Source organism: Donghicola tyrosinivorans (genome assembly GCF_003003355.1).
Lineage (GTDB): Bacteria > Pseudomonadota > Alphaproteobacteria > Rhodobacterales > Rhodobacteraceae > Donghicola > Donghicola tyrosinivorans.
On the sequence record NZ_PVTQ01000008.1, the window covers coordinates 108667 to 133967 of the forward strand.

Here is a 25301-nt window from a genome sequence, read left to right on the forward strand (position 1 = left end):
TCATTCGGCGGCAATCAGCGGTGCGTCCAAATTGTCATCCGCCAATTCCAGAGCAGATTGCAGAACAGGACGTTGTTCAAGACCCTCTTCATGTCCAGCGCCATTTTCTTCCAATTTTTCAATCTGAGGTAGAAGCGGCGAATCCAGATCAACCGAATTCAAGTCCGTTCCATCCATCATATTCGCGCGGCCAAGGATTTCCGCTGCCGGCGCCTCAAGCGAGAACGGATCGTACAGATCGCCCTGACCACCTTCGGAAGCATCCACAACCGCGATGTTCAGGATCTCGCGCGATTTGCGGATCGAGCGGATTTCTTCGCTGTTCCGGAATTTGCTCAGACGATCGGAGAGTTTGCTGAAGGCATCCTCTTCCACGTTAAAGCTGTTCATCCGGCCAAGCTCGGTGGTGCTGGAGGTTTCGCCCGCGTTGCGCAGACGACGTTCCAGATTGGCCTGTTCCTTGGCCTCGGTCTGCAGATGGCGCAGGACCACGTTCACCGGCGGGTCCATCTGTGCCGACATGCGGGCGCGGGTGGTATCGCCAAGCTGCTCCCAGAAGTAGGGCTGGCCAAGGTTGTGAACCAGGAAGATGCCCTGACCGCGCAGGTTCGCCACCGTGCCGTTCGCGAAGCGGTCGCCCACCCCGTAGAAGGTCCGCAGGTGCGACACCACACCGGGGGCGACGACGGCAATGTCTTCTTCGCCGTAGTTCACCAGACCCTTGGGCGCGCCATTCAGGATACCCGCATCGCCGATGGTCAGCGCGGTACGGTTCTGAACGTTGATACCACCCGAGCGGCTGTTAAAGCCGGTGAAGTAGTCGGCATCGGTGTTCAGGTTGTCTTCCCAAATGATGCCGATACCATCGCTGGCCTCAAGCGCCATCACCTTGGTGACGATCAGGTCAACGTCCTGCGCCTTGGTGTTGTCAAGGATGCGGCCATCCAGTGCCCGCAGCCAGACGCTCTGGCTCCCTTCGATGCGATCCAGCCAGATCGAGCCGCCACGACGGGCAAAGCCGGTCTCGACCGTGATCTTCACATCCTGCGCACGGATCAGGGTACGGGCGTCCTGCATCAGGACATAGCCCTGACCGATCAGCATCGTCACATCGTCGCCCGCATTGATCAGCGCGTCAGAACGCATCTGGACGGTGCCGGTGTCAATATCGACCGAGATGTCGTCGAGCGCGCGGACGATCACATCATCGATCAGGGTCAGATCGCCTTGGCCGATCTGAACGCTGGCGTCATTGCCCGCGTTCACCAGTGCGCTGTTCGACAGCGCCACATCGCCGGTGGTCACATCCACAGCCACATCATGGACTGCGGTGATTACCGCATTGTCCTTCATCAGGACATCGCCGGTCTGTACGTCAACGCTGGCATCGTGACCGGCGGTCATGATGGTGTTGTTGTACATCTCCACATTGCCGGTCGTGACCTGCACCGAGGCATCGGTGCCCGCATCCACAAGCGCGCTGTTCAGCAGCGTCACCGCACCTTCGGTAATGATGACGTTCACGTTTTCGCCGTGCATGGCCGACAGTTCGCTGCCGGTCAGGCCGTTGCGGGCCGCGATGATCACATTACGCTCGGCATCCAGCGTGGTCTTGTCGCTAAAGCTGACATAACCGTCCAGCAAGGTCGCCAGAATGTCCTGACCTGCGGTCACGGTGGTCGCCGCCCGCGTGGTCAGGTTGCCCAGATCGATCAGCATCACCGTATCGGTGCCCGAGGTGATGGTGGTCTTGTCGCGGAACGACATGTCACCGGTCCGGGTGGACAGCATGACGTTGTCGTCCGTGGCGGTGATCTTGGTCACACCGCTGGCGCTGATATCGCCGGTCTGATCGATCATCGCGATCACATCGGACTTGGCGGTCATCGTGGTCTTGCCCGCCAGCGTGATATCGCCCTGCACCAGATCCATGGTCAGATCGGTCTGATCCGCCGCGATCGTGGTGGTACCGCTGAGGCTGACCGAGCGGTCCGCCGTTTGCAGATCAATCGCCACGCCGTCACCGGCCATCTGGGTGGTGCCAGTTGCCGTCAGCTGACCATCGCGCAGGGTGATTTGCAGATCGCCCTGATCAGCCAGCATCGACGTGGTGTCAGAGACCGTCAGATCACCCTCTTTCGCGTCGATCAGCATGTCTGCGCCCGACGTCAGGGTCGAGGTGCCGGACATGGTGATCTCACCGGCCACGCGGCTGACCAGCGACAGATCGCCCGTCACAGCCGCTAGCGTGGTAGTGCCCTGCATGACGATGGCATTGTCGGCCACCCAGTTCAGGGTCCGGCCTGCCTCGACCGAGGTGGTGCCGCGCAGATCGATGTTGCCCACCACATCCGCCAGAACGTCACGGCCTGCGGTGATGGTGCTGCTGGTGATCGCGGTCCAGTCGCCGCTGTTGATATCCACGTTCACATCGTTGCCTGAAGTGATTTCGTGGTCCGCACCAGAGATCAGGTTGCCGGTCGCCAGTCGCAGGGTCACATCGCCGCCCGAGTGGACTGCAGTGTTGTCCTGCATGGCGATCTGGCGCTGGGTCTCCAGCGTGAAGTCACCGGTGGTGGTCACATCAAACAGGTTCACCGCCGAGGCATCCACCACATGCACATCCGCGCCGGTTTCCACGGTCAGATCAGCAAAGTCGTTGGTGGCCGCCGTCAGAGTGATATCGCCGCCTGCGCCCAAGGTGGTCAGCGCGCCGGTGGTCTTGGCCTGAACATCGGTGCCTGCGATTTGCAGGATGTTGCCCGCTGCGCTGCGCAGGGTCAGATCACCGCCCGCCCGCAGAGTGCCCACGGTCAACGCATCCACGCCGGTTTCGCCCGCGATATCGATGCGCAGATCGTCGTCTGCAGTCGCGGTTTCAACCTTCAGCATACCGTCGCCAGAGGTGATGACGATGTCCTGATCTTCAGCGGTCGCGGAGGCGCTGACGATGTTCGCCAGTTCGCCGTCGCGGCCCGTCAGACCCGCAAAGATACCGCCTTCGAAGGCTACCATCTCATCGATATCCAGTGCATCGATGTCGATATCGCCATCCTCATACTTGGTACCGATGGACTTGGCGTTCATCTCGACCAGCTGGCCGTTCAGGATGATCAGGTTTTCACGGTCTTCGGCGTCGGCCAAAGTGCCATCCTCGATCACGCCAAGCTCGCTGACCATGGTCACATCACCGTTCTGTACCTTCATGGTCGAGAGGGTGATATCCCGCAGGGTGTTCACGGTCAGGTTGCCGCTTTGCGCGGTGCCTGCAATGCCGGTGGTGGTCAGGGTCACGCCATCTTGCTGGATCACGCCGCCCTGAGTGACCTCAAGGATCGCCCGCAGACCGGTCTGGTCACCGCTGAGGGTCAGATCGCCCGTGGTGACGCGCACCTCGAACTCGCCCGTGGTGGTGGCATCGCCAATCTCCAGCGCACGGATGCTGTCCAGATAGATGCCGCCCGCGCCTGCTTCCAGATCACTGACCTTGGCGATGTTCAGATCCACGTCGCCCACATTGTGGCCGTCCACCATCCGCTTTTCACCGATCGAGCCGCCCCGCATGATCGCCAGCGCATCGTCGGTCAGACCGATGATGTTCGAGGTCTCGGCATCGCTGTTGTCCAGAATCTGACCGTCGCCCGCATCAATGGTGATAGTGCCGTCGGTGGTCTGGATCTGGCTAAGGGCAATGTCGCCCGCCGCGATCAGGTCCATATCGTGGTAGGCCACAACGCGGATACCGTCTTCCATGGTCATGGTGCCGTTATCGACAACCAGCGAAACGGTGCTTGCCTCGATCGAGCCGGCAATCAGCAGGCTGTCACTTAGCAGTTTCAGGTCGAACAGACCCTCGGTCGCGCTGCCGCCACCCAAAGTCACCGTGCCGGTGCCTGTGCCTGCGGCGGCCATATAGACCTGACCGCTGGCCGAAACATCGGACAGATCCGCCGAACGGATGTTCAGACGCTGATCGGCCGCACCAAGGTTGGTGCCCGACAGGCTTAGCAGACCCTGCGCGTTGACGTTCCAGCCATCCACATCCGCAAGGCTGGGGCCATCAACCCAAGGCATCACATCAAGGATATCGCCGCTGGCCGACAGGCTGCTGACCGCTGTGTCGGGGCCAAGGCCGGTGACAGTCACCGAGGTCAGCTTCAGATCGCCGCCCTGTGCATCCAGAACCGCGCCATCGCGTGCGGTGATCGTCGATCCCGCACCCATGGTCAGGCCGCCCACAGTCGTGAACTCGACCGAGCCCGCCGAAGAGGTGACCGCATCGGTCAGGGTCAGGCTGCCCAGAGTCTGGGTGATATCGATATCGCCGGTGGCCGTGGTGGCCCCCAGATCGCCGCCCTTCTTCAGTTCCACGAAGATGCCGCCTGCTGTTGCGGTCAGGCTGCTCACGTGGCTCGACTTGATCTCGACTTCGCCGATCTCCGAGGCCGAACCGATCCGGCTGGCCTGAATGGTCACGGTGGCATCGGTCGCGCTGGTAGTGATCACCGAGGTTTCGCGCGTCGGCGACGCATCAGTCAGCGCACCGCCTGCCGTGATCGAGATATCGCCCTCTTGGCTGGTGATCGACGACAGCGCCATGCTGCCGCTTGCGGTCAGGTCAAAGCCGTTGGTGATGGTCATCGCCGCGGCCTGCTCTTGGGCAAGGTTGCCCGCCAGTACATCCATGTCCAGATCGTCAGCAAAGACCGAACCCGTCAGGGTCAGGTTGCCCGCCGTCTGCTGGAAGATCGCCTGACCACTGGTCGCGATATCCTCAAGACGGGTGTTGCCGTTGACCGAGATAATGTCGATCGGGGTGGCCGACGTATCGGTCTCGGTGGTGGTCAGCGACTTGATGTTGCCCACGTTCAGGGTCAGGTCCATCGCCTTCGACGAGATCGACAGCTCGCCCGTGCCCATGGTCACATTCGCGCCGTTGCCAGCCGAGTTATCATTGACCACGCCGTCAGCCACGATGGTCAGATCGCCGGTGGCCACGTTGATATCGCTAAGCAGTACATCGCCGGTGGCCAGCAAGGTTGCCGCACCCAGCGACGACAGGGTGACGCCATCGTTGACGATGATGTCACGCGCGGTATCGGGCGCCGAGCTGTCAGCCAGGTTGAACATGATGCCACCTGCGGACAGATTGCCCGCAAGGGTCAGGTCGCCCTGATCCACAGTCAGGGTCAGGATACCGGTCACATTGCTGCCGTTCACAACCGTCTGGCTGCTGAGGGATTCAATGTTCGCCACACCCGCGTTGCCCGAGGTGGTGGTGATGTCCATCGTCCCGACGTTCACATCCAGATCGCCCGAACCCAGAACCGCGATACTTTGACCATCCAGCACCAGCGCGCCAGCGGTGATGATGTTCGCACTCTCGTTCGCGGTCAGTTCCGAGATGTTGCCCAGATCGCTGCGCAGGGTGATGACCTGTGTCGAACCTGCGGTGGTGTCACCGATGATGTTCGACACCGCCAGACCCGCCGAGCCGCTTAGCAGGATATCCCCGTCCGATGTGATGGTCTTGCCATCGGTCATCGTCACAGCGCCCTCTTCGGCAGTGATCGAAACACTGGCCGCCGAGATATTGCCCAGAATATCCAGATCCGCGTGGGTTGCTGTCACGTCCAGCGTATCACCGATCACCCAGTCATCGCTGGCGGTGCCAATCTCGACCGTGCGGCGGCTGCTGCCGTTGTTCTCGGTGGTGATCTCCAGATAGGCGTCGCTTGGGGTTGCGATGAATTGGATCTCGCCGTTCTGGCCCGCCACGTCGGTCTGCGCGTCAATGGTGACGGCCTGATCGGACGCACCGATGCTGCCACCCACATCCAGACGGATGGTCGAGCCTTTGAGGTTCGCGCTGCCATCGGCGTTGGTCAGACCCAGAAGGTTGCCGCCCACTTGCAGGTCGATGGTCTTGCCATCGGTGACCAGCATCTTGGACAGGGTGACCGAGCCGGTGGTGGTGATCTTGATATCACCTTCCGCCGACAGGGTTGTGCCCTCGGCCATGACAAAGTTGGCGCTGCCCAGATTCACGACCACATCGCGCTTGGCGTTCAGATCGCCGGTGAACTCGATGTTCTCGACGCCCTGACCCACGGTGACGGTCACGCCATCGGGTGCCTCCATCTGGTTCACGCTGAAGGCCGCGATGTCGATGGTGTTGGGGGTGTCATCGGCGGTCTCTGCGTTGCCCTCATAGAGAGGCGACCAGAGGATCGCGTTCAGGTTGCCCTCATTCGCGACGACCGACACGATACCAGCGGTCTTGATGTTCCACTGGGTGTTCGAGGCACCGCCGCTGGTCAGCAGACCGTCGGTGATCCGGCCAGTCTTACTTTCCACATAGATGTCACCGTTCGGGGACTCGATATGGCCCAGAGTGATGTCGCCTTCGGCAATGACGTTCACATAGCCATCGCTGCCCGTTGCAGTCGCGCGGATCGCGTAGCCGTTCATATTCAGATAACTGTCCGAATAGAAATCGATGAACTGCGCGGTGATATCACCGGTCATGTCAAAGTTACCGACCGCGCTGAGCGTACCGGCCACATTGGCCCCCAGCAGGTACAGTTTCTCATCGGCGTAGATGTCCACGTCAGTGGACGAGTTCACACCAACCCGCAGGATATCCAGCGCACGCACATCCACATAGGCCGCCGAGGTGATCCGCAGGCTGCCGATAAAGTCGTTGACCGACTGGGTATCGGACACGCGGTTCGCCAGCGTAATGTCGTAATCCGTGGTGCCATCGTTCGCGGTCAGAGTGGTGTCACCACCCACATACAGCACATCATCCGCAGTGCTTTGCATGATGTCGCCATGGGCCACGACCGTCAGATCGCCGGTCACACGCAGATCGCCCAAGCCAACCACGCCATCGGCGCGGATGCTCAGATCGCCGCCGACCAGACCGTCCACGTCAATGGTGTCCACATCCACAAGGCTGGCGTTGCCGCCGGTGGTCAGGGTCACGGTGCCTGCGAACTGGTTCGCCGCGTCTTCCAGCGTGACCGCCGCGCCAGCCCTCAGGGCCGCCGCGCTGTTGAAGGTCACAGTGCCGCTTTGCGCGATACTGCCGGTGGTCGCGACCGAAACCGCGCCATCCACAGTGGTTGCGCCGAAGGTCACCAGACCGCCCGCCGTCAGGCTGAGGGTCTGACCAACCGCACCGTCAACCGACAGAGCGTTGGCGTCCGTAACACTGACCGCACCAGTGGTGCCAAGGGTCAAGACACCGCCAAAGTCGTTGGCAGCACCAGTCAGGGTCACATTGGCCCCGCCGGTGGTCGCGATATCCGCAGCGCCATCCACCAGCACGGACGCGCCAGCGCTTTGGGTGATCGCACCGTCAACGCGCAGGGTCAGCGTACCGGTGATATCCACGCCCGACAGTTCCAGCGCGTTGGTGTCACGCAGGCTCAGATCACTGCCCGAGGTCACACCCACGGTGCCGCCGAACTGGTGCAGGTTGTCCAGCGTGATCGCGCCAGTGGCCGCCACAGTGGTATTCCCGTCCACGGCCAGAATATCCGCGCCAGTGTCGGTGATCGACGCCCCCGAGAGGCTCAGGTTCTGACCAACGGCCATCGCGCCGACACTCAGCGCGCCGCCCGCAGTTGCGGTCAGGTTGCGCAGGGTGGTGCCGGTGATGCTCAGGGCCGAGGCATCGGCAATCACAGCGTCACGGCCATAGACAACACTGACCAGACCGCCGAAATCGTTGCCCGCGTTGGACAGCAGGATATCGGCGTCATACTCGGTGGTCAGGCGGGTTGCGCCGGTGACAGCAACCGCGCCGCTCTGGGTCATGCCCTTCACGGTGGTCGCGGTCAGATCGCCGCCGATGGTCGAGGAGCCAAAGTCGATCGCGCCCTCTGCCCCAAGCTGCACATTGCCGCTGGTGGTCAGCGAGACCGCCCCGTCAAAGGCGTTCACGTGATCCAGAACCACATTGGCTGCGGTCAGATCGGTGGTGCCCGCCACGCGCAGGATGGTGTCTACCTGCGCGCCGTCCACGGTCTTCTGACGCTGGACGATATCCACGCCGCTGGACTGGACGGTCAGGTTGCCCTCGACCACGGTCCCGCCAAAGCTGACGCCCCCTGCAGTCAGGGTCATGTTGCCGGTAGAGGCAACCCCATCGCTGAGGATCAGCGCGCCGCCTGCGGTCACGGTCATATCCGCATCCCCGCCGGTCGCACGGCCACTAAGGGCCAGACCGTTGGTGTCCGCCAGAACAATGTCGTTCGCCCGCTGCAAGCTGAGCAGACCGCCAAAGTCGTTCGCGCTGTTGGCCAGCGTGATGTCATAGCCGCCCGCATTGATCAGCGAGGTACCATCAACCGTCACCACGCCTGCGCCCGACACGTCACCTTGCGCATAAAGCGCCATGGTGCCCGACAGATCGACAGTGCCAAGGGTAAGCGCGGTCTCATCGCGCAGGGTGCTGTTGCGGCCCGTGACCGACACAGTGCCGGTAAAGTCATGGCCCGCCGCATCCAGAACAACGTCATAGCCGGTTGCGGTGATCTGGGTAGTACCCGCAACCACCACAGCGCCGCTGTCGGTCACATTGCCGCCTGCCGTGATGCTGAGGTTGCCCGCAACAGTCTGCTGGCCAAGAACCATAGCGTTCACATCGGTCAGCGCCACATTGCCGACACCCGCCACATTGACCGAGCCGCCAAAGTTGTTGGCTGCGTTCGACATGGTGATCGTCGCGGTGTTGCCGCCTGCGGTCAGATCGGTGCGTCCGTTCACGGTGACCACACCGCTTGCCGAAATGTTGCCGCCCGACGTCACAGTCAGGTTGCCGCTGAGGGTCAGATCCGCGAATTGGATATCATCCACATCGTTGATCGTCAGGTTGCGGGCGATCACAGTGATCGCACCGGTGAAGTTGTGATCCGCAGGCAGAACAACGTCCTGACCCGCTGCGTTGATCACAGTGGTGCCGCCAACGGTCCAGCCTGCCTCGTTGTAGATGCGACCTTCCGAAGTGATGCTCAGATCACCCGCAATCGCCGCCGAGACCAGATGCAGCGGCTTGGCCGATGCGATGGTCACGTTCTGCGCATCCAGGATCGAGACCTCTCCGTCAATCTCGTTCTCGGCGTTGTTCAGGGTCAGGCTGCCGCCGTTCAGGTCCACCTTCAGACCGCCGGTGATGTCCAGACCTTCATCCGCAGCGGTGCTTTGGGTCAGGTTGCCTGTCAGGGTGATGGTGGTGGCCGGAACGGTGACATCCTCGCCCCCGATTTCAACGGTGGTTTCAGTGCCGTTCACCACGATCGCGCCAAGAACCAGATCATTGGCATCCGTCAGATCAAGCGAGGCCGCATCGACCACCGACACAGCGCCGGTGAAGTCGTTGGTCGCCGCATCCAGATCCACGTCGTTCTCACCGCCATCAATGGTAGTGGTGCCGTAGATCGTCAGATCGCTGCCCGATTTCTGGGCCAGATCGCCGCCAGCGGTGATGCTGAGGGTCGCCGCATTGGTGCCAGAGGCCCCAAGGATCAGATCGCCAAGGGTCAGCGCGCCGCCGGTGGTCAGGCTGAGGCTGTCCGAAACGGTGCCCGAGATTTCCAGCGCGTTCTTGTCGGTGATGGTCAGGTTGCCCGCAGACGTCACCCGCATATCGCCGGTGAAATCGTTGCCCGCATTATCCAGCGTGACCGTTTGACCGGCCGCCACGATGGTCGAGTGCAAGCCGATCTCTAGCGCGCCGGACGATGTCACCGTGCCGGTGGTATCCAGCAGCATGTAGCCGCCGACCGAGTTCGCGCCCACATCCGCGCCAGCGGTGTAGATGATCAGGTTGTCGTCAATGTCCGACCCGAAGAGGTGCAGCGCACCCGACGCGTTCACAGTGACCGAGCCGCCGGCAATCGCCGTCAGACCCAGATCGCCCGCTGCGGTCAGGGTGATATCCTCACCCTCGGCCCGTACATCGCCGTCAAAGACGTGGTTTGTGTTGTTCAGGGTAATGTTCTGGCCGCTACCTGCGGTCAGGGTGCTGGTGCCGTGAACGGTGATCAGACCCGCAACATCGGTGATCGCGCCTTCTGCGGTGACGCTCAGAGCCGCCGCAGTGGTGGTGGTGCCCACGGTCAGGGTATCCAGCGCGGCCACGCCGCCTGCCGTCAGGGTCAGTGCGCCGGTGTTGGTGCCGCTGACTGTCAGGCCGTTTACATCGTTCAGAACCGTATCGCCGTTGACCGTCAGGGCCACAGCGCCGCCAAAGTCGTTCAGACCCGCCAGCGTCACGCCCGAAGCGATCAGCGCCGACGTGCCGGTCACATCCAGCGGACCATTGCCCGACAGGGTGCTTGCGCTGTCTAGCGTCAAGGTGCCACCAACAGTGGTTGCCCCGACCGAGATTGCGCCCTCGGCGTCGACGCCAAGGTTGCCGGTGATGGTGCCCGAAAGGCTGATATCATCCGCATCCACGATCGAGACATTCTGCGCCGCCGTCACCACCACGCCGTTCAGGTCAGTGGCTGCATTGTCGATGGTCACATTGCCCGCCACGTTCAGCGTGGTGGTGCCGTCAACCGCCAGCGCGGCGTTGTCGATCACATTGCCCGACGCAACGTTCAGGGCAAAGTTGCCCGCGATATCAAAGCCCGCATCCGAAGAGCTGGCGCCGATCCGTGTCTCGGCGTTGGTGCCAAGGGTCACGTTGTTGGCGTCCAGCCCCTTCACGGTGACAGAGGTTCCCGCCATCGATTGCAGGTCCGCCACGATATTGCCGGTTCCCGCCGAGAGGCTGTCCACAACATCCGACTTCACAACAATGCCGTTGCCTGCCGCGCCGATGCCACCGTCTGCCGAAAGGCTGATGGTGCCGTTGGTCTCGATATTCGCGACCTCAACGCCGCCGACCGAACGGGTGTCGCCGTCCAGAATCTGGCCACCGGTGCTGACAGTCACCGAACCCGAAGTCGGGGTGGTGCCGCCGCCGGTCAGATCCAGCGCGGGATTTGCCGACAGGATACGGCCCAGAGTGATGTCACCCGAGGTCGAGGTCAGCGAGGCCGCGCCCGTGGTCTTGATCAGCGCGCCCGAACGCATGGTGATATCAGACGCATCCGTGCTGATCGAAATCGCATCGCCGGTCTGCGAGGCCAGATAGGCCCCCTCTTTGATCAGCACGCCATCGGTGCCGCCGGTGATGGAGATCGCGTCTTCGGCACGGATGGTGCCTGCAACGGTGACCTCTTTCGCGTTCAGCGACACATTGCCTGTGCCGGTTGTGGGCACATCCACGTGCAGACCCACCACATCAATCAGGCCATCGGCAAAGGTGATATCCACCTTGGTGCTGAAATAGCCCGCCAGCGCGTAAACGCCATCGCGCACGCCCGCCGAACTGTTGGTCAGCGTGGTGGCCGTGGGCATCTGCGCCCAATCCAGCGAGATATTGTTGCCCGAAGCGATCAGCGCGTCCGAGAACTCCAGCTGCGACACGGCGGTCACAGCGGCGGCGCTGGCCGTCGTCGCGTGGTTGCGGCCAATGGCGGTAAAGCTCTTGGCGTAAACATCGGTGGACAGCTCTTTGTTGACGGTGCCCTGCGGACCCAGTGCCTGACCGGGTGCGTATTGGGGCAGATCGAACAGGATATCGCCCACGTCGTCTTTCAGAACCTCGCGCACATCGCCCGAGGACTTGATGACCACATCGCCTTGCGTGCCTGCGTTGATCAGGTCGATCAGAACGCCGCCCGTCAGGCCCATATCCACGCCGTCCAGCACAAAGTTATGCTCTGCAATAGCGTCGTTGATCTGGGTTTCAGTCAGACCAAGGTTGGCCAAGCGGCGACGCAGAGCAGCCTCTTCGCCGTCCCAGATGCCGGTGTCACCGGACATGAACTCCATCGCGTTGCCCGAAACATCCGAGGTAAAGATCGCCTCATGGATGACCATCGTGCCACCGGCACGGATTGCCATTTCACCCGAGGCCATCGCCGCGTTCAGCTCTAGCGCGCCTGCGTTCGACAGGAACATGCTGTTGCCGCTTGCCGTCAGATCCGCCGCGGTCACATTCGAACGCACATTGATGTCCTGCGCCGAGTTGATCACCAGCGCATTCGCATTGATCTGCGCCTTACCAAAGACCGAGCCCGCCTGACCCGCGCTGGTTTTCACCAGACCGCCATCCAGCACAGGGTTCGCCGGAATGGCGGTTTTTTCCGTGCGGAAGTGGACGACCTGCTTGGCCGAGGTGGTGGTGCCGTTGGCACCGGTGGCGGTTGCGGTGATGGTCACACTGTCGGCAACGCCGACCGCGTCATAGTCATTCTCGGTCAGCTGGTAGGACCAGCGGCCATTGGCCTGAACCGTGGCCAGCATATCGCGGCCCGCAATCGAGACGGTCACAGCCGAGCCCGGTGTCACATAGCCGCTGGCATAGGCGCCGTTGTCCAGATCGGTCAGGGTCAGGATGTTGTCGCCGGTCAGTCGGCCCATGGTCAGATCGGGGGTGGCAGCACTGATCACCAGATCCGTGTCGGCGGTGGCAGCACTGATGTTGCCTGCGCTATCCACGGCCTTGGCAAAGATCGTGTTGGTGCCATCCGGCAGCATGATCGACGGAGTGATCTGCCACGCGCCCATCGGCGTTGCCGAGGTATCGCCCGGTGTGCCGACAGCGATCGCCTCGCCCAACAGCACCTCGGTGCTGCCTTGCTTCATGTAAAGACGCACAACCGTGCCCGCCTCGGCGGTGCCTGCGATCGCGGGCTGCGGGTTGGCGTATTGGCTGGCCAGAGCCTCGATCACAGGGGTCGAGACGCTGCTGTCTACGGTCACCGCGAATTTGGCCGCATAGCCCGAGCTGAGCCCGTCGATCACAGCCTTGGCCGTGACCTGATAGGTGCCATCCGCATAGGTGCCGCCCACATAGGCGCCACCTGTCAGCGTGCCGTTGGTGGGGCTGGACATGGTGTAATGCCACTGGCCAAAGCCGTCTGCTGTGGTGGTCCCCAGCAGGGTCGGCGTGACGGATTCCGAGTCCGGATCGCCCAGATAGATGTTCACCGTCGCGCCCGCATCGGCAAAGCCGCGGATCTCCGGCACATTGGACGAAGTCACATTGTCATCGGGACGACCAGTGTTGTTGTCGATCCCCACGATCTTGGGCGCATTGACGCCGCCAAGAGCCACGGTGATCGCTATCTTGTTCGCCGCATTCAACGCGCCGTAGTTGCCGTTTGCATCCTTCACAATGGCGACAAAGTTGGTGACGCCTTCATTCAGAACCTTGGTGTAATCGCTCTCGGCAACGCTCCAGTCACCCGAGGCATCGGCGGTCACGCTGGCGATCAGGGTGTAGGTGGCCTGATCGTAGATCTCGACCGTCGCGTTGGCACCTGCGTCATAGCCGGTCAGGGCCGGACGCGAATTGGTGGTCTCTAGCGTGGTCACCTGTGCGCCGGTCGCACCAAAGCGCGGCGCGGCGGTGGGTGCGGTGGTCGCGAAGGTCACAACACGGTCAATCACGGTGCTGCCGGTCCCGTTGGTCGCGGTGAACGACAGGGTTTGCGCCCCGTTGCTCAGGGTGCTGAAGGCCGATTGCGGCAGCTTGATCCGCCAGACCATCTGACCCTCACCGGCCAGAATCTCGCCAGTGGTGCCGGGGGTGGTGGAGACGGTGATATCATTGGACAAACCGGTCATACTGAGGGTGACCTCAGTCACGTCATAGCCCGCAACACCGCGCAGTTCGACGATCTTGTCCAGTTCGGTGACGCTGACAATGTCGTCGCCAGCCACAACATCGACCCCGATCATCGGAGCGGCAGCGTTGTAGGTCACTGCTGCCGAGATATTCGAGGTATCGTTGGTGCTGCGCACCTTCAGGATCTCGCCATCGGTCAGGGTGTAGTTATCCAGCACAAAGCCGTAATCACCCGCGCCACCAACGGTGGTGGTCCCCAGAACGGTGGCAGTACCGCCAACGATCTTGACCAGTTCCACGGTGTCATAGGCCTCGCCCTGACCCAAGAGTTGGGCCGTGGCAGTCGACGAACCGCGCGTGACCTGCGAGATGGTCACCGGATCGGGGTTGCTGCTGTCATAGGTGCCAGCCGCAGCGCGATCCCATGTGACAGTACGCGTCAGCGTGGATTCCGCCGAGCCTTCCTGCGTGGTCACGATCCGCGGGCTGACGCCGGTCAGCTGGTTGGAGTCGATCCGCAGAAGCTGCACGTTCCGGTTCGCCAGGCTGTCCCCGAAAGTGATGGTGAACAGGCCGGCCGACGCGCCTTCTGCCACGGTAAAGTCATCGGTGCTGTTTCCGCCGACGTTCAGCGCGTTCAGAGCGGTCTGGATCGCAGTGGCTTGATCGGCACGGGACGCGCTGGTGTCCCAAGTGATCGAAGCCGTGGTCAGGTTGCTGCTGCTCAGATCATCGGGGAAGGTCAGGGTAAAGCTGCCGCCAGTCACGCCGCGCATATCCAGCAACTGGATTTCGTTGGTCAGCGATGTCGACACAGCCGAACCTGCGGTCGTCTCTTTCACAACCGCGTTGGCGCCCACAAGGTTGGTAGCGTCAAGGGTCATGTTCTCAAGGTTACGGCCTGCAAGGCTGCCCTTGAAGGTGACCACATATTCGCTGCCCGTGAGCGTCACGCCGTAATCCGCGCCGGGCACGTTCATCGCCAGCAGCACGGTGCGCATGTCCGCTGCGCTGTCGTTGTAGTTCAGCGGGTTCGAGCGGTACATCGTGCCGTCCACCTGCAAGGCAACCGTATAGGTGCCTTCGGTGACGCCGGTCACATTGATGGTCTGCTGCTCGTTGGTGCCCGTGGCTTCGCTGACGGTAACAACGGTTTCCGACGCCAAGGCGGCCTCGGCCACAACAGGGGCAAGCGAGGTCGGGTTGCCGCCAGTGACCGTCACGGTCGGTGCAGAGGTATAGCCCGCACCGGCATCGGTGATGGTAAAGCCGGTGATCTCGCCATCATCATTGATGACCGCAGTCGCGGTGGCCTGACGACCGTTCGTGGTATCATCGGGCGCACTCAGGGTCACGGTCGGGGTCTGGTCACCCTCACGGACGACGCTCAGACTGGCGCTGCCAGCGACCGACAGGGTCATATCGGCAACGTTCTGACGACCCAGATCGCCGATGTAGGTGATGTCGAAGATTTTGGCTGCCGTTGTCGTGGGCGCTTCTGTGATTTCAACCGACAGAGCCGCATCTTGGGTCAGGCCATGACCTGCGGCCAAGGTGATCCCTGTCACCTCGCCATTCGTCAGAACCGCTGTGGCGGTGGCTGAATTGGTGCCATCAGAGACCGTAACCGTAGGCACACTGGTATAGCCCGCGCCGCCATTGGCCGAGGTAAAGACGATATCCGAACCCGACCACGATGCGCGGAAGCGTGCGTTCACGTCGGCCTGCGCCACCACATAGCTATCGGCCAGAGCATCGTTCAGGATGGTCTGGATCGCAGCCACATCCGCGGTTTCCGAGATGACCGCAGTCACGCCGCCATTTACGCCAAGATTCAGCTTGGTGGTGCCATCTGCGCCATTCAGGTTCAGACGCACGGTTTCATTCAGGCTATAGCCCGAACCGCCCGAGGTGACGGTGATCGTCTCGACCCGACCAAAGGCCGCACGCATCGCGTCGGTCAAGGTGACCGAGTAGTCTTGCGGCTCGGTCGACAGGATGCCGGTGACCTGCGCATCAACCTTTTCGGGCGCGGCGATGGTGACCGTCGGTGCAGTCGCATAACGGGCACCGGCATTGTCCAAGGCGATGCTGATCCCTGCGCCATCACGGGTGGCGGTTGCCGTGGCTTGGACAGCGGCTTCGGTGATGGTGACAATCAGGTTTTCGGTGGTGACCAGCGTGCTCAGGTCAAGGCCCGCCGTCGAAAGACCAGTGAATGTGCCGTCCGAAAGCGTGATATTGGACGACGACAAGGTAACTTCATTTCCGGTCTGGTCAGCAATCTTGACCGCCACAGCACTGCTATAGCCCGAGCCAGCAGTGGTGATACCAAAGCCCACCGCGCCGCGGGTTGCGTCAGTGATGGCAGTGACGCTCAGCGTTTTGGTGGTGTCCAATGCGCCGACGTTGTCCAGAGTGACACTGGTGATCGCACCATTCACGACAGTGGCAGTTGCGGTTTCAGAGGTCGTGCCATCGCTGACTGTCACTGTCGTGCCAGTCGAATAGCCGGTACCTGCGGTGCCAATTGTGAAGTTCACACCAGTTTTCGGGCCGTTCCATGCGGCCGTCACAACAGCGTCGGTATTCCATACCGCAGTTGCAGCGGCATCCACCCCATCAGGGACAGAGATGGTAACCGCAGGGGTCACGCCAGTCAGATAACCGCTGCCTGCTTCGGTCAGGGTCAGTGCATCAACCGCACCGCCGCTGACAGTTGCTGTAGCCGTGGGGGTCACGCCGTTCGCAGAGACCGTGAATGTGGGCGCGGCCATGTAGCCCGAACCCGCAGTCACCAGCGTGATGCCGGTCAGAACGCCGTTTTCTACAACCGCCGTACCGGTCGCGGCAACGCCGCCAGCCGGAGCAGCGATGGTCACAGTCGCGCCGTCGGCAAAGCCTTTGACGTCAGCCGCATTATCAATGGTAAAGCCCGACAGGCCCTGACCCAGAACTTCTTCCACAGCCGAGGCCATGCCTTCGACGCCGATGTAGATCGTCCGGCCGCTGGTGGTACCCATGACCGTGATCGCGCCCTGCGCGTCGACGGTTGAAATCACATCGTCGCCGGTGATCGGCTTCAGTGTCATCGAGACCGCATTCGCAGCCGGTGTCACCGTCACGTCGCTCGAGGCCGCCGAGACGTTGCCCGCCTGATCGCGCACCGTCATGTAGACAGTGCGGGCCACGCTGGGGGCCCAAGCCTCATCAGGGGTCCACAGCCATGTGCCGTCGTTGTCCACCTGAACCGTGGCAAGAATGCTGTCATCCGAAGCGTCATAGATCGCCATGAAGCTGTCTGCTTCGGCATAGCCATAGAACACCGGACGGGCCGAGGTTTCGCCGGTGACGCTGATCTCGGGCGCCGCAGGGGCCGTGGTGTCGATGGTGATATTGGCAATCGACTGAACTGAATCGATGCCGTCTTTGGTGGCCTTCATCAGCAGCTCGATTGCACCGTCGTGGCTGCCATCAACCGTGATCTGCGGCAGGGTCGCGGTCCATGCACCGGTGACAGGGTTGGTGATCACAACGTCGGTGATTGCAGTGCCGTCACCATCTGTACCCACCATACGGTAGGCCAGCGTGACAGTGCTGCCCGGCTCGGACGAGCCGAAGAGCGTCAGACCATCATCGTCCTGAGTGGTAAAGTCACCCGCGCCAGTGTCATCGTTCACCCGCAACAGCGAGGGCGACGCAGGCTGGACAACCTGCATGGTGATACCCGCAGTCAGAACCTTTTCGTTGCCCGACACGGTGGCGCGATAGCGCAGATTGGTCAGGCCGTTGCCGATAGCCTCGAAGTTACCCGGCGACAGGGTGTGTTCCCAGTTGGTGCCATCCAGCGCCACGTTTTGCGCCAGCAGATCGCCGTTGGGCAGCAGGATATCGATGGTCGAACCTGCGGTCGCAGTACCCCGCAGGACGATATCACCCGCCGCCACGTCGTCGGCGGTCACAGTGCCGTTCAGGTTGGTCGCGGTGCCGCTGACCACCTTGAAGACCCCGCTCAGAACGATCTCGGGCGCGGTGCGGTTCAGGGACAGATCAATGGTCTGGGTCGCCGCAGCGGCGCCGCTGCCACCAAGAGGGTCACGGGCGGTGACGGTCAGGGTAAAGTCGCCGTCAGCAAAACCGGTCAGGTCCGAGCTTTGCAGCACGTAGTACCAGTTGCCATTTTCCACCCATGCCGAATGAGCGGTGTTGGTGGTCGTGGTCTGGCTGCCGGTGATGGTCACAACGCTGCCTGCCGTGACCTTGCCGGTCAGCAGATAGCCTTCATGCAGGTTCTGAATAGTCACGCCGGTATCGGCGGGGGTGTCCAGCGACAGGGTCGGCGCGCCGACCGCACCCGCGATCAGGCTGTAGATGCCCGACACACCAGAGGTGTTGCCATTGGCATCGGTCGCGCGGGCGACCAGAGCGTTCGCGCCGTTCACCAGCTTGCCAGCGGTCAGCAGAGCATCCGCGTCGAAAGCAACGCTCCACGTATTGTCGCTGGCGACAGTGGCGGTGCCCAGAGCCACCGTCAGATCCTCGGCGTTGTACAGGGTGATCACCGCCCCGACAGCCGCCGAGGTGCCTGTGATCGCAGAGCTGGTTGCCCCGCTGACCACCGGCGGGACCGGCGGCATGGTGTCAATGGTGAACGCAACCGTGGTCGAGGCCGCGCTGCGCAGGCCCGTGTCGGTCAGGTTCTTGGCGTAGATCGACTGGGCTCCGTCTGCCATCACGGGCAAGGTTACGGTCCAGTCGCCATTCTGATCAGCACGCACCGTGGTCAGCAGGGTGTTGGCGCTGTTGTACAGCTCGACCAGCGTCCACGCGGTGGCACCAGTGCCCGAAATAACCGGCTGTGCATCGGTGACGGTGCCCGGTGCGGTAATCGTCGGGGTCGCGGCTGTCTGCGTCGCGGAAAGGCCGCTGTTGCCAGTGACGTCCACATAGCCGCCCGAGTACGAGATGTTCCCGTCCAGATCGCGCAGAACGGTGCGCACGCTGTGGGTTCCGGCCACAATGGTGGCGGGATCGAAGGTCAGCGAGCCTGTAACCTCGCCTGCACCCAGAACCTTATGGGCGTAAACACGGCCCGAGGCATCTTCCAGCGTCAGGATGTAACCCACCTGCGCGCCAGAGGTCGTGGTGATGTCCACGGTGCCGGTGGCGTTGATGGTCACGCGGTCCAGATTGATGTCCTGACCGGCCACCAGTTCCACATCGCCCGTGGTGGTGCCTTCGGGGCTAAGGGCGTTGATGGTGATCAGGTTATAGGGGGTCTGCGCCTGATACAGGGTGACCTTGCTGGCGTATTGATCCACCAGCTTGGGCGTGACCGCAGTGGCGGCAAATGTCTGCTCGGCGCTGGTAAGGGTGGCGCTGTCCAGATGGCTGCCGGCAACGGTCATCTTGCCCGTCACCAGATCGGCGGCCGACTGGGTGGTGCCTGCGGCAAAGGTCTCGGCGGGCGTATGTGTAAAGCCCTTGATCTCGATCGCCTTGTTATCCGCGCGGCCTAGCACGATGTCGCCATCAACAATCGAGGCCGTGATCCCCGTGGTCGCGGATTCCGCACCAATGGCCGTCGCCAGTGCCGATAGATCCGAGGTGGTCACCGCAGCCGAAACCGAGGTCCAGCCGCCTGCGATATTGCGCAGTTGCAGCGCGACAGTCCCGTTCGAGGTCAGATCCGACAGGGTCATCGTAGCCCGTTCGGCGGTGACCAGCGGGGTGATCTCTTTGGTGGCGCGATCGCGCAGCTGTACCGACTTGGCGTTCGGCACATTTGCTTCGCTGGACGCCAGAACGATCTGGTCCCCAAGACCCAATGCGCCGGTCGTTCCATCGACAGTGATTTTGTAGAGGGTCGCGTTCAGCCCATCCTCGGTCGAGGACAGGATCGGGCCCGACATGGTGGTGTCCACCGAATAGGTGAAGTCATAGACCGCTTTCTCTGCAGCCGTCATGCCTGCGGGGTAGCTGTCCAGCGTGAAGAAGGCAGCGTCATAGATGTAGTAGGTGGTGCCGCCAACGGTCACGCGATCGGTGAAGTATTTGCCCGAAGGCTCATAGATCCCAAGAGCCGCATCACCCGTGGGCAGCGTGCCTTCCAGATACTCGGCGCCCGAAGCGCCAGTGACCACGCGCAGGCCGCCCACTTCGGACTTGGCCTGAATCTGGCGGGCCACGTCGCCGGTGGCGTTCAGGATGATCTGGTCTACCGCGCCACCCGTGCGGGTGCTGAGCGGAGCCGAGAGGGTGATGTTCGCGCCCGAGCCGATCTCGATCGTGGTGTCCTGCGCGTCGGTGCCGACGCTGACACGGTTGGTCGCCAGAATGTTCTGGGTCGAGAACACCTGAAGTGTATGGGCGTTATAGGCCTGCGTGGTCGGGATCTGGAAATCCGCGCCGCTTTCAAAGCGCACGACATTCTCGGCATCCAGCCAGATCCCCGCGCCGATATCCAGCGTGTTGCCCGCGTTGAAGGTCAGATTCCGGGTGTAGCCGGACGCCTGCACGGCGCCAGCCGTATCGCGCACCTTGTAGACGCCGCTGTCGGCAGTTGCACGGAACACCAGATCGCCAGTCAGCGTGGTGATCGACACATCGCCGGTTTGCGCGGCCGACAGGCTGACGATCTCGGCCGCTTCGGCGGATTCAATCGTGATGCTGCCATCGTCGGCGCGGATGTTTGTCAGCAGGATCGCATCCACATCCGAGTTCGCCGCGATTTTCAGGGTCAGATCACCGCTGTCAGTCCGTGCCTCGCGCAGTTCGGCAATGTCCAGAACCGCATCAATGCCGGTGGCCGCGATGATTTCAACCGCGCCGCCCTGATCGGTGTCCACGCTGATCTGCGGACCTGCACCAAGCGAGCGCACATGGCCATCAGTGACCAGACGCACATCCAACGGCAGCTCGTCCAGTTCGACCTTGCCCGAACCATCGGTGTCCAGATCGGACAACACGCCACTTGACGGCATGGTGCGATCCACGCTGCGACCTGCAACGATACCGCTGGTGATCTCGCCCGCCGCTTCTGCGCGGGTGGCCAGCACAAGGTTGCGGGCGCTATTCAGGGTGATCAGACCGTCTTTGCTGACCAGACGCTGGACCTGCAAATCGCCGGTGCCGGTGGTGGTCAGGGTGATATCGCCTGCCCGTTTCGCCACTGCATCCAGTGCGTCGATGTCCAGACCGGTCAGGGTCACGGCCTCGTTCACGGTCATGGTCAGCAGATCGGCTTGCAGGATGCTGCCCGCCGCCTGATCCACCGAGGTGCCCGCGTTCAGGGTCACATGGGCACCATAGACCTTGTCCAAGGTGATCATGCGCTTGGCCTCGCCCGCATCGCGGACCCCGCCAAGGCCCAGAGGCGTGCTGATCGAGACATTATGCAAGGTGCCCGTCAGGCTACCTGCCTGCACCAGATCGGCGGTGACGTTGCCATCGGCGTTCAGGCGGATGTTGCCCGCTGCCGTGACCGCCTGGATGATCTGGAGATCCGCATCAAGAACGGTGATCGTGGGCGTCGTGCTGGGAGCAACCGGCGCCGTGTATTCCGTCATCGCGACGTTATCCAGCCAGATCTCGCCGCCGCCCGTAACCACTGCATCCAGCGTATCCGCGTGCATCTTGAACGCGCCCGCCGTGCCGGTCACATCGCCACGGATATGGCTTGCTGCACGCAGCACTACATCCTGCGCGCGCACTTGTACGTTGGTGCCGTAAGAGAACAGCCCACCCGACGCAGCGGTCAGCGACATGGTGCGGTTCACGAAGATGCCGCTATCGTTGAAGGTGATGTTACCTGCGGTGCTACCGGCGGTGACAGTCAGATCACCCAAGGTGCTGCCCGAAGTCGCACGGATATCCGCCGTCACAGTTGTCAGCACGCTGCCGGTGCCGTCGGTACCGGCATTCAGGGTTACGTTGACCGCGTGCAGCTTGCCGCGCTCGGTCAGCTGATCGCCTGCGTTGATGGTGATGTTGGCGTCGGTGGTCAACTCGCCCTTATGGGTGAAGTCCGCGCCGGTGGTGATGGTGACGTTACCCGTCGCTGTGATCAGCGAGGCCTCATCGAACAGGCTTGTCCGCGCCGCGTTGATGGTCAGCTTGTTGCCGACCTTCAGCTCGGACGTGGCTTCGGGCAGAGTCTGCCCGTCGACCAGCTGCGTGCGGGTCGAGGCCAGCGACCAGTCGCGTGCCGAGGTCACGGTCATATCGCCCGTTGTTTCCAGCAGACCCGAGACAATAGCGTCACGGCCCGAGTTGATGCTTAGCGTACCGGCATTGATGATCGCCTCATCATAGGTCGCGAACGCGCCCGCGCCTTCGGACATCACGCGAACGGTAATGTCTTTGGTGACCGGCGTGTACTGGGCCTCATCGCGGTAGATGGTCTGCTTGGCAGTCTCGACCACTTTGGTCTGCATGTCGTAGGTGCGGTACTTGGGACGGTTCTGGTAAACCGGCTGGTCGTTCGAGACCCACTGCATCTGCAACAGCCCACGGGTATCGTACACGTTCGTCGACGTCGACGTCCAACGGGCGGTATAGTCGGTAAAGTCCTCGGTGACGGTGGTGCCGTTCCAGTAGTTGCCGGTCTCATAGACGAAATAGAGGCTCGACCATGGCGGCAGGTCGTTCCAACGGTCAAGGCCACCTTGGGTGTAGCCCTGAACAGGATGCTCGACATAGCCTGCCTCGTTCGGCTCGCCACTGTTCCAACGCGTGAAGTAGTTGCGATAGCCGCTAAAGTTGTACCAACCCTTTGCCCAGAACGACATGTTGAGCGCGCCGCTCTGGCTTTGGTTGTACTTCACATCGTAGTAAACACGGTTGTCTTCACCGTTGATCATCCCCATCCAGTAGCTTTGACCGTTGTTCACAACGTCATCAATCGCGCGGGCCTGAGTGTAGTTCGTGGCGTTCGCCAGCGTATAATGGTTCGCCGCCCAAGTGTGCGAGGCTTTGAAGCTGGACAGGTTGTATTGTTTCCGCACCCAGTTGTAGTCGATGCCGACATTGCGCACGTCGCTCTGGTTCGCACGACCCAGCATCTGCAGCGCAGAGGTCAGGTTGCCGGACTTCAGGAAGCCATCCGGTGCCACAACGCGGCGGCCCAGATAGTCCAGACCCACGTTGCCTTCGGTCAGCGCGTTGATCTGGCCCGAGGTCATCGGGCTGGTCTGCTCGGCCCAACCGGGGATGTGGTAACGCTGCGCAGAGGTGCCGTCGGTCAGGGTAAAGGTCCGGTAGGCGGTGTTGCCTGCGGCTGTTTCCCCGCCCACACGGTTGGTGTTTTGGCCACCGTCAAAGACGACCTCCCACACCTGATCCAAGCCGTCATAGTCGACGGTGTTGATCGATTTCCAGTTGCCCTCGTTCGGGTCGGCCAGACTGTCATAGGCCGAGCGATATGCCGATTCCCAATCCGACTTGATCTTGTTGTAGTAGGCGTCCGCGGTGTCGGTGTAGGTCCCGACCTGTTCTTGGAAAATGCGGGCATTGGTGGTCACAACCCGCGCCAGTTCTTCTTCGGCGCCCACAGGCAATTCGATCCAGACATCGTCGATGCCATCGACCGGCAGGTTCACACGGTGGGTCAGACGGGTTTCGTTCTGCGCCAGCGGACGGGTCCATTCGGGACGCCAGACGTTGACGGTGGTGTTGCCGTTGATCACACGGTGGATTTGCAGGTTGCTGGCATCGAACTTGTAGACCGGCTTGTAGCCAAGGGTCCGCATCACAGCCTCGCGCTGCGCGTCGTTCAACTGGCCGAAGGTCTTTTGGCGGTATTCCTTGTAGACGCCAGATTTAACCAGAACGTCCTGTTCGGGCACCGAAACGCCGTAGGCCGCCCAATCGATTACCGGAATGCCCGCGTAGTTGCTCACGATGTTGTCAGTCGAATCCGATTCAACTGCGCGGTTCAGATAGTCCACACCTTCGATGAAGTATTCGCGGTGGGTCGTGCCGTTGTAGTACCCCAGCTGCGTCAGGGTGACGTCCATCGTGGTGAACTCGTAGCCCACCTTGACCGATTCCAGACCGACCTGCTCGGTGACGGTGGTCTCCACCCACTTCACCACAGGCACATCGACCACGCCCGCAACCACTTGGTTATAGCCGGTGATTTCCTGCACGGTCACGGTCTCGGTGCTGAAGGTCGGCGTCAGAACCTTGCGCACCCCCGCACTGCTAGAGGCCGCCGCATCCACGAACACATCGGTGCCCGCATCAAGGTTGACCGTGCCGTCGGACTGGATGTTCGCCGCGCCAAGCACATAGATCGAACCCGTCCGCAAGCTGGAAGCCAAGACGTTCGCACTTGCTGCCGTGCCGTCCAGCACAGTTGCCGCCAGACCGGCCCGCACATGGACCTTGCCGCTGGTGTTGCCGTCGCCGCTCTTGATCGAACCATAGACCGACACATCCCGCGCCGCGTTCACCCAAGCGGTATTGGCGGCATAGATATCGCCCGCCACATAGACCGTGCTGCCGCGCACGTGGACGCTGCCTTCAGACGAGATTTTGGCGTTGGTCAGCGCGCTGGTCGAAAGCTGCTGCGACTGGATCAGAATGTTGCCATCGGCAATCATGTTGACGCGCGCACTGCTGTCGGTGGCCCGTACAAGCGCGCCTTCAATCAGGTTCAGATCCTGACCGGAAATATCGATCAGAGTCCGGGCGTAGACATCCGCGCGGATCATCATCTGCGCGGTACCAAGGCTTTCAATCTCGACCGTGGCGGGGTTCGCCACGCCGCCAACGGCCAACTGACCGATGTTGCCGTTCAGATCCAGAATGCCGGTACCTTCGATCCGGATGCTGCCGCCTTCGCCGGTATCGATCACCGCGCCGGTGATGCGGATCGGCGTGCCGGTGACCGTGGTGCTGACCGAGGTCGCCCCCGTTGCCGCAACAGCCGCCTGAACCTGCCCGTTGGCATCGGTGGTCTCTTGGATCAGATCGCCCGCGCTGTCGGCAATCGCCAGCAGATCGCTGGCCATCAGATAGCCGTCTTCGTCAACGAAATAGGTGTTCGCCGCGATGACCTGCGCGCCGCTTGCATCCAGAACCTCGCGGTTCATGCGGTAGATCAGTTCCGAACTCTGGACCGAGAAGCCGAAGGAATCCGTCTGGCCGCCGCTGATATCAACAGAGGTATGACCGGTGATCACACCGCTGATGTTGGCCTCTTTGCCCGCGTTGATGTCCACGACACCGCCCGCGCCTTTCGCCAGAACATAGCCGTTCAGCATCATGTTGCGCTGGGTGTTCAGCGTGACCGTGCCCGAGCCATCGCCCGCCACGTTCATGCTTTCAACGGTCGAGCGTGCATCCACCCACAGACCGGTGCCCGGATAGGCCGTATCGCCATAGCCCGAACCACCGTTCAGGGTGATATCGCCGGTGGCGCGGATGTTGCCACCATAAGCAACGCCCGCAGCCTGACGGGTGCCCATGGACAGCTGGTCAGCCACTGTGATCACAACCTCTGCGCCGTCACCTGTGGCGGTTAGCACGCCACTGTCGGCCGTCGCACCGGCGTAGATAGTGCCGATGGTGTCCAGCGCGGTCACGTCGATGTTGATCGTCG

Annotated in this window: 1 protein-coding gene (running past one end of the window); it reads right to left on the minus strand. The window is 62.0% G+C overall.

Annotated features, from left to right (window positions below; translation table 11 throughout):
* Positions 1-25301: the 3' portion of an Ig-like domain-containing protein gene (locus CLV74_RS12720; RefSeq protein ID WP_106265338.1), read on the minus strand. 30838 nt of this gene lie beyond the right edge of the window; only the last 25301 of its 56139 coding nucleotides appear in the window; the start codon falls outside the window, past its right edge; its stop codon occupies positions 1-3.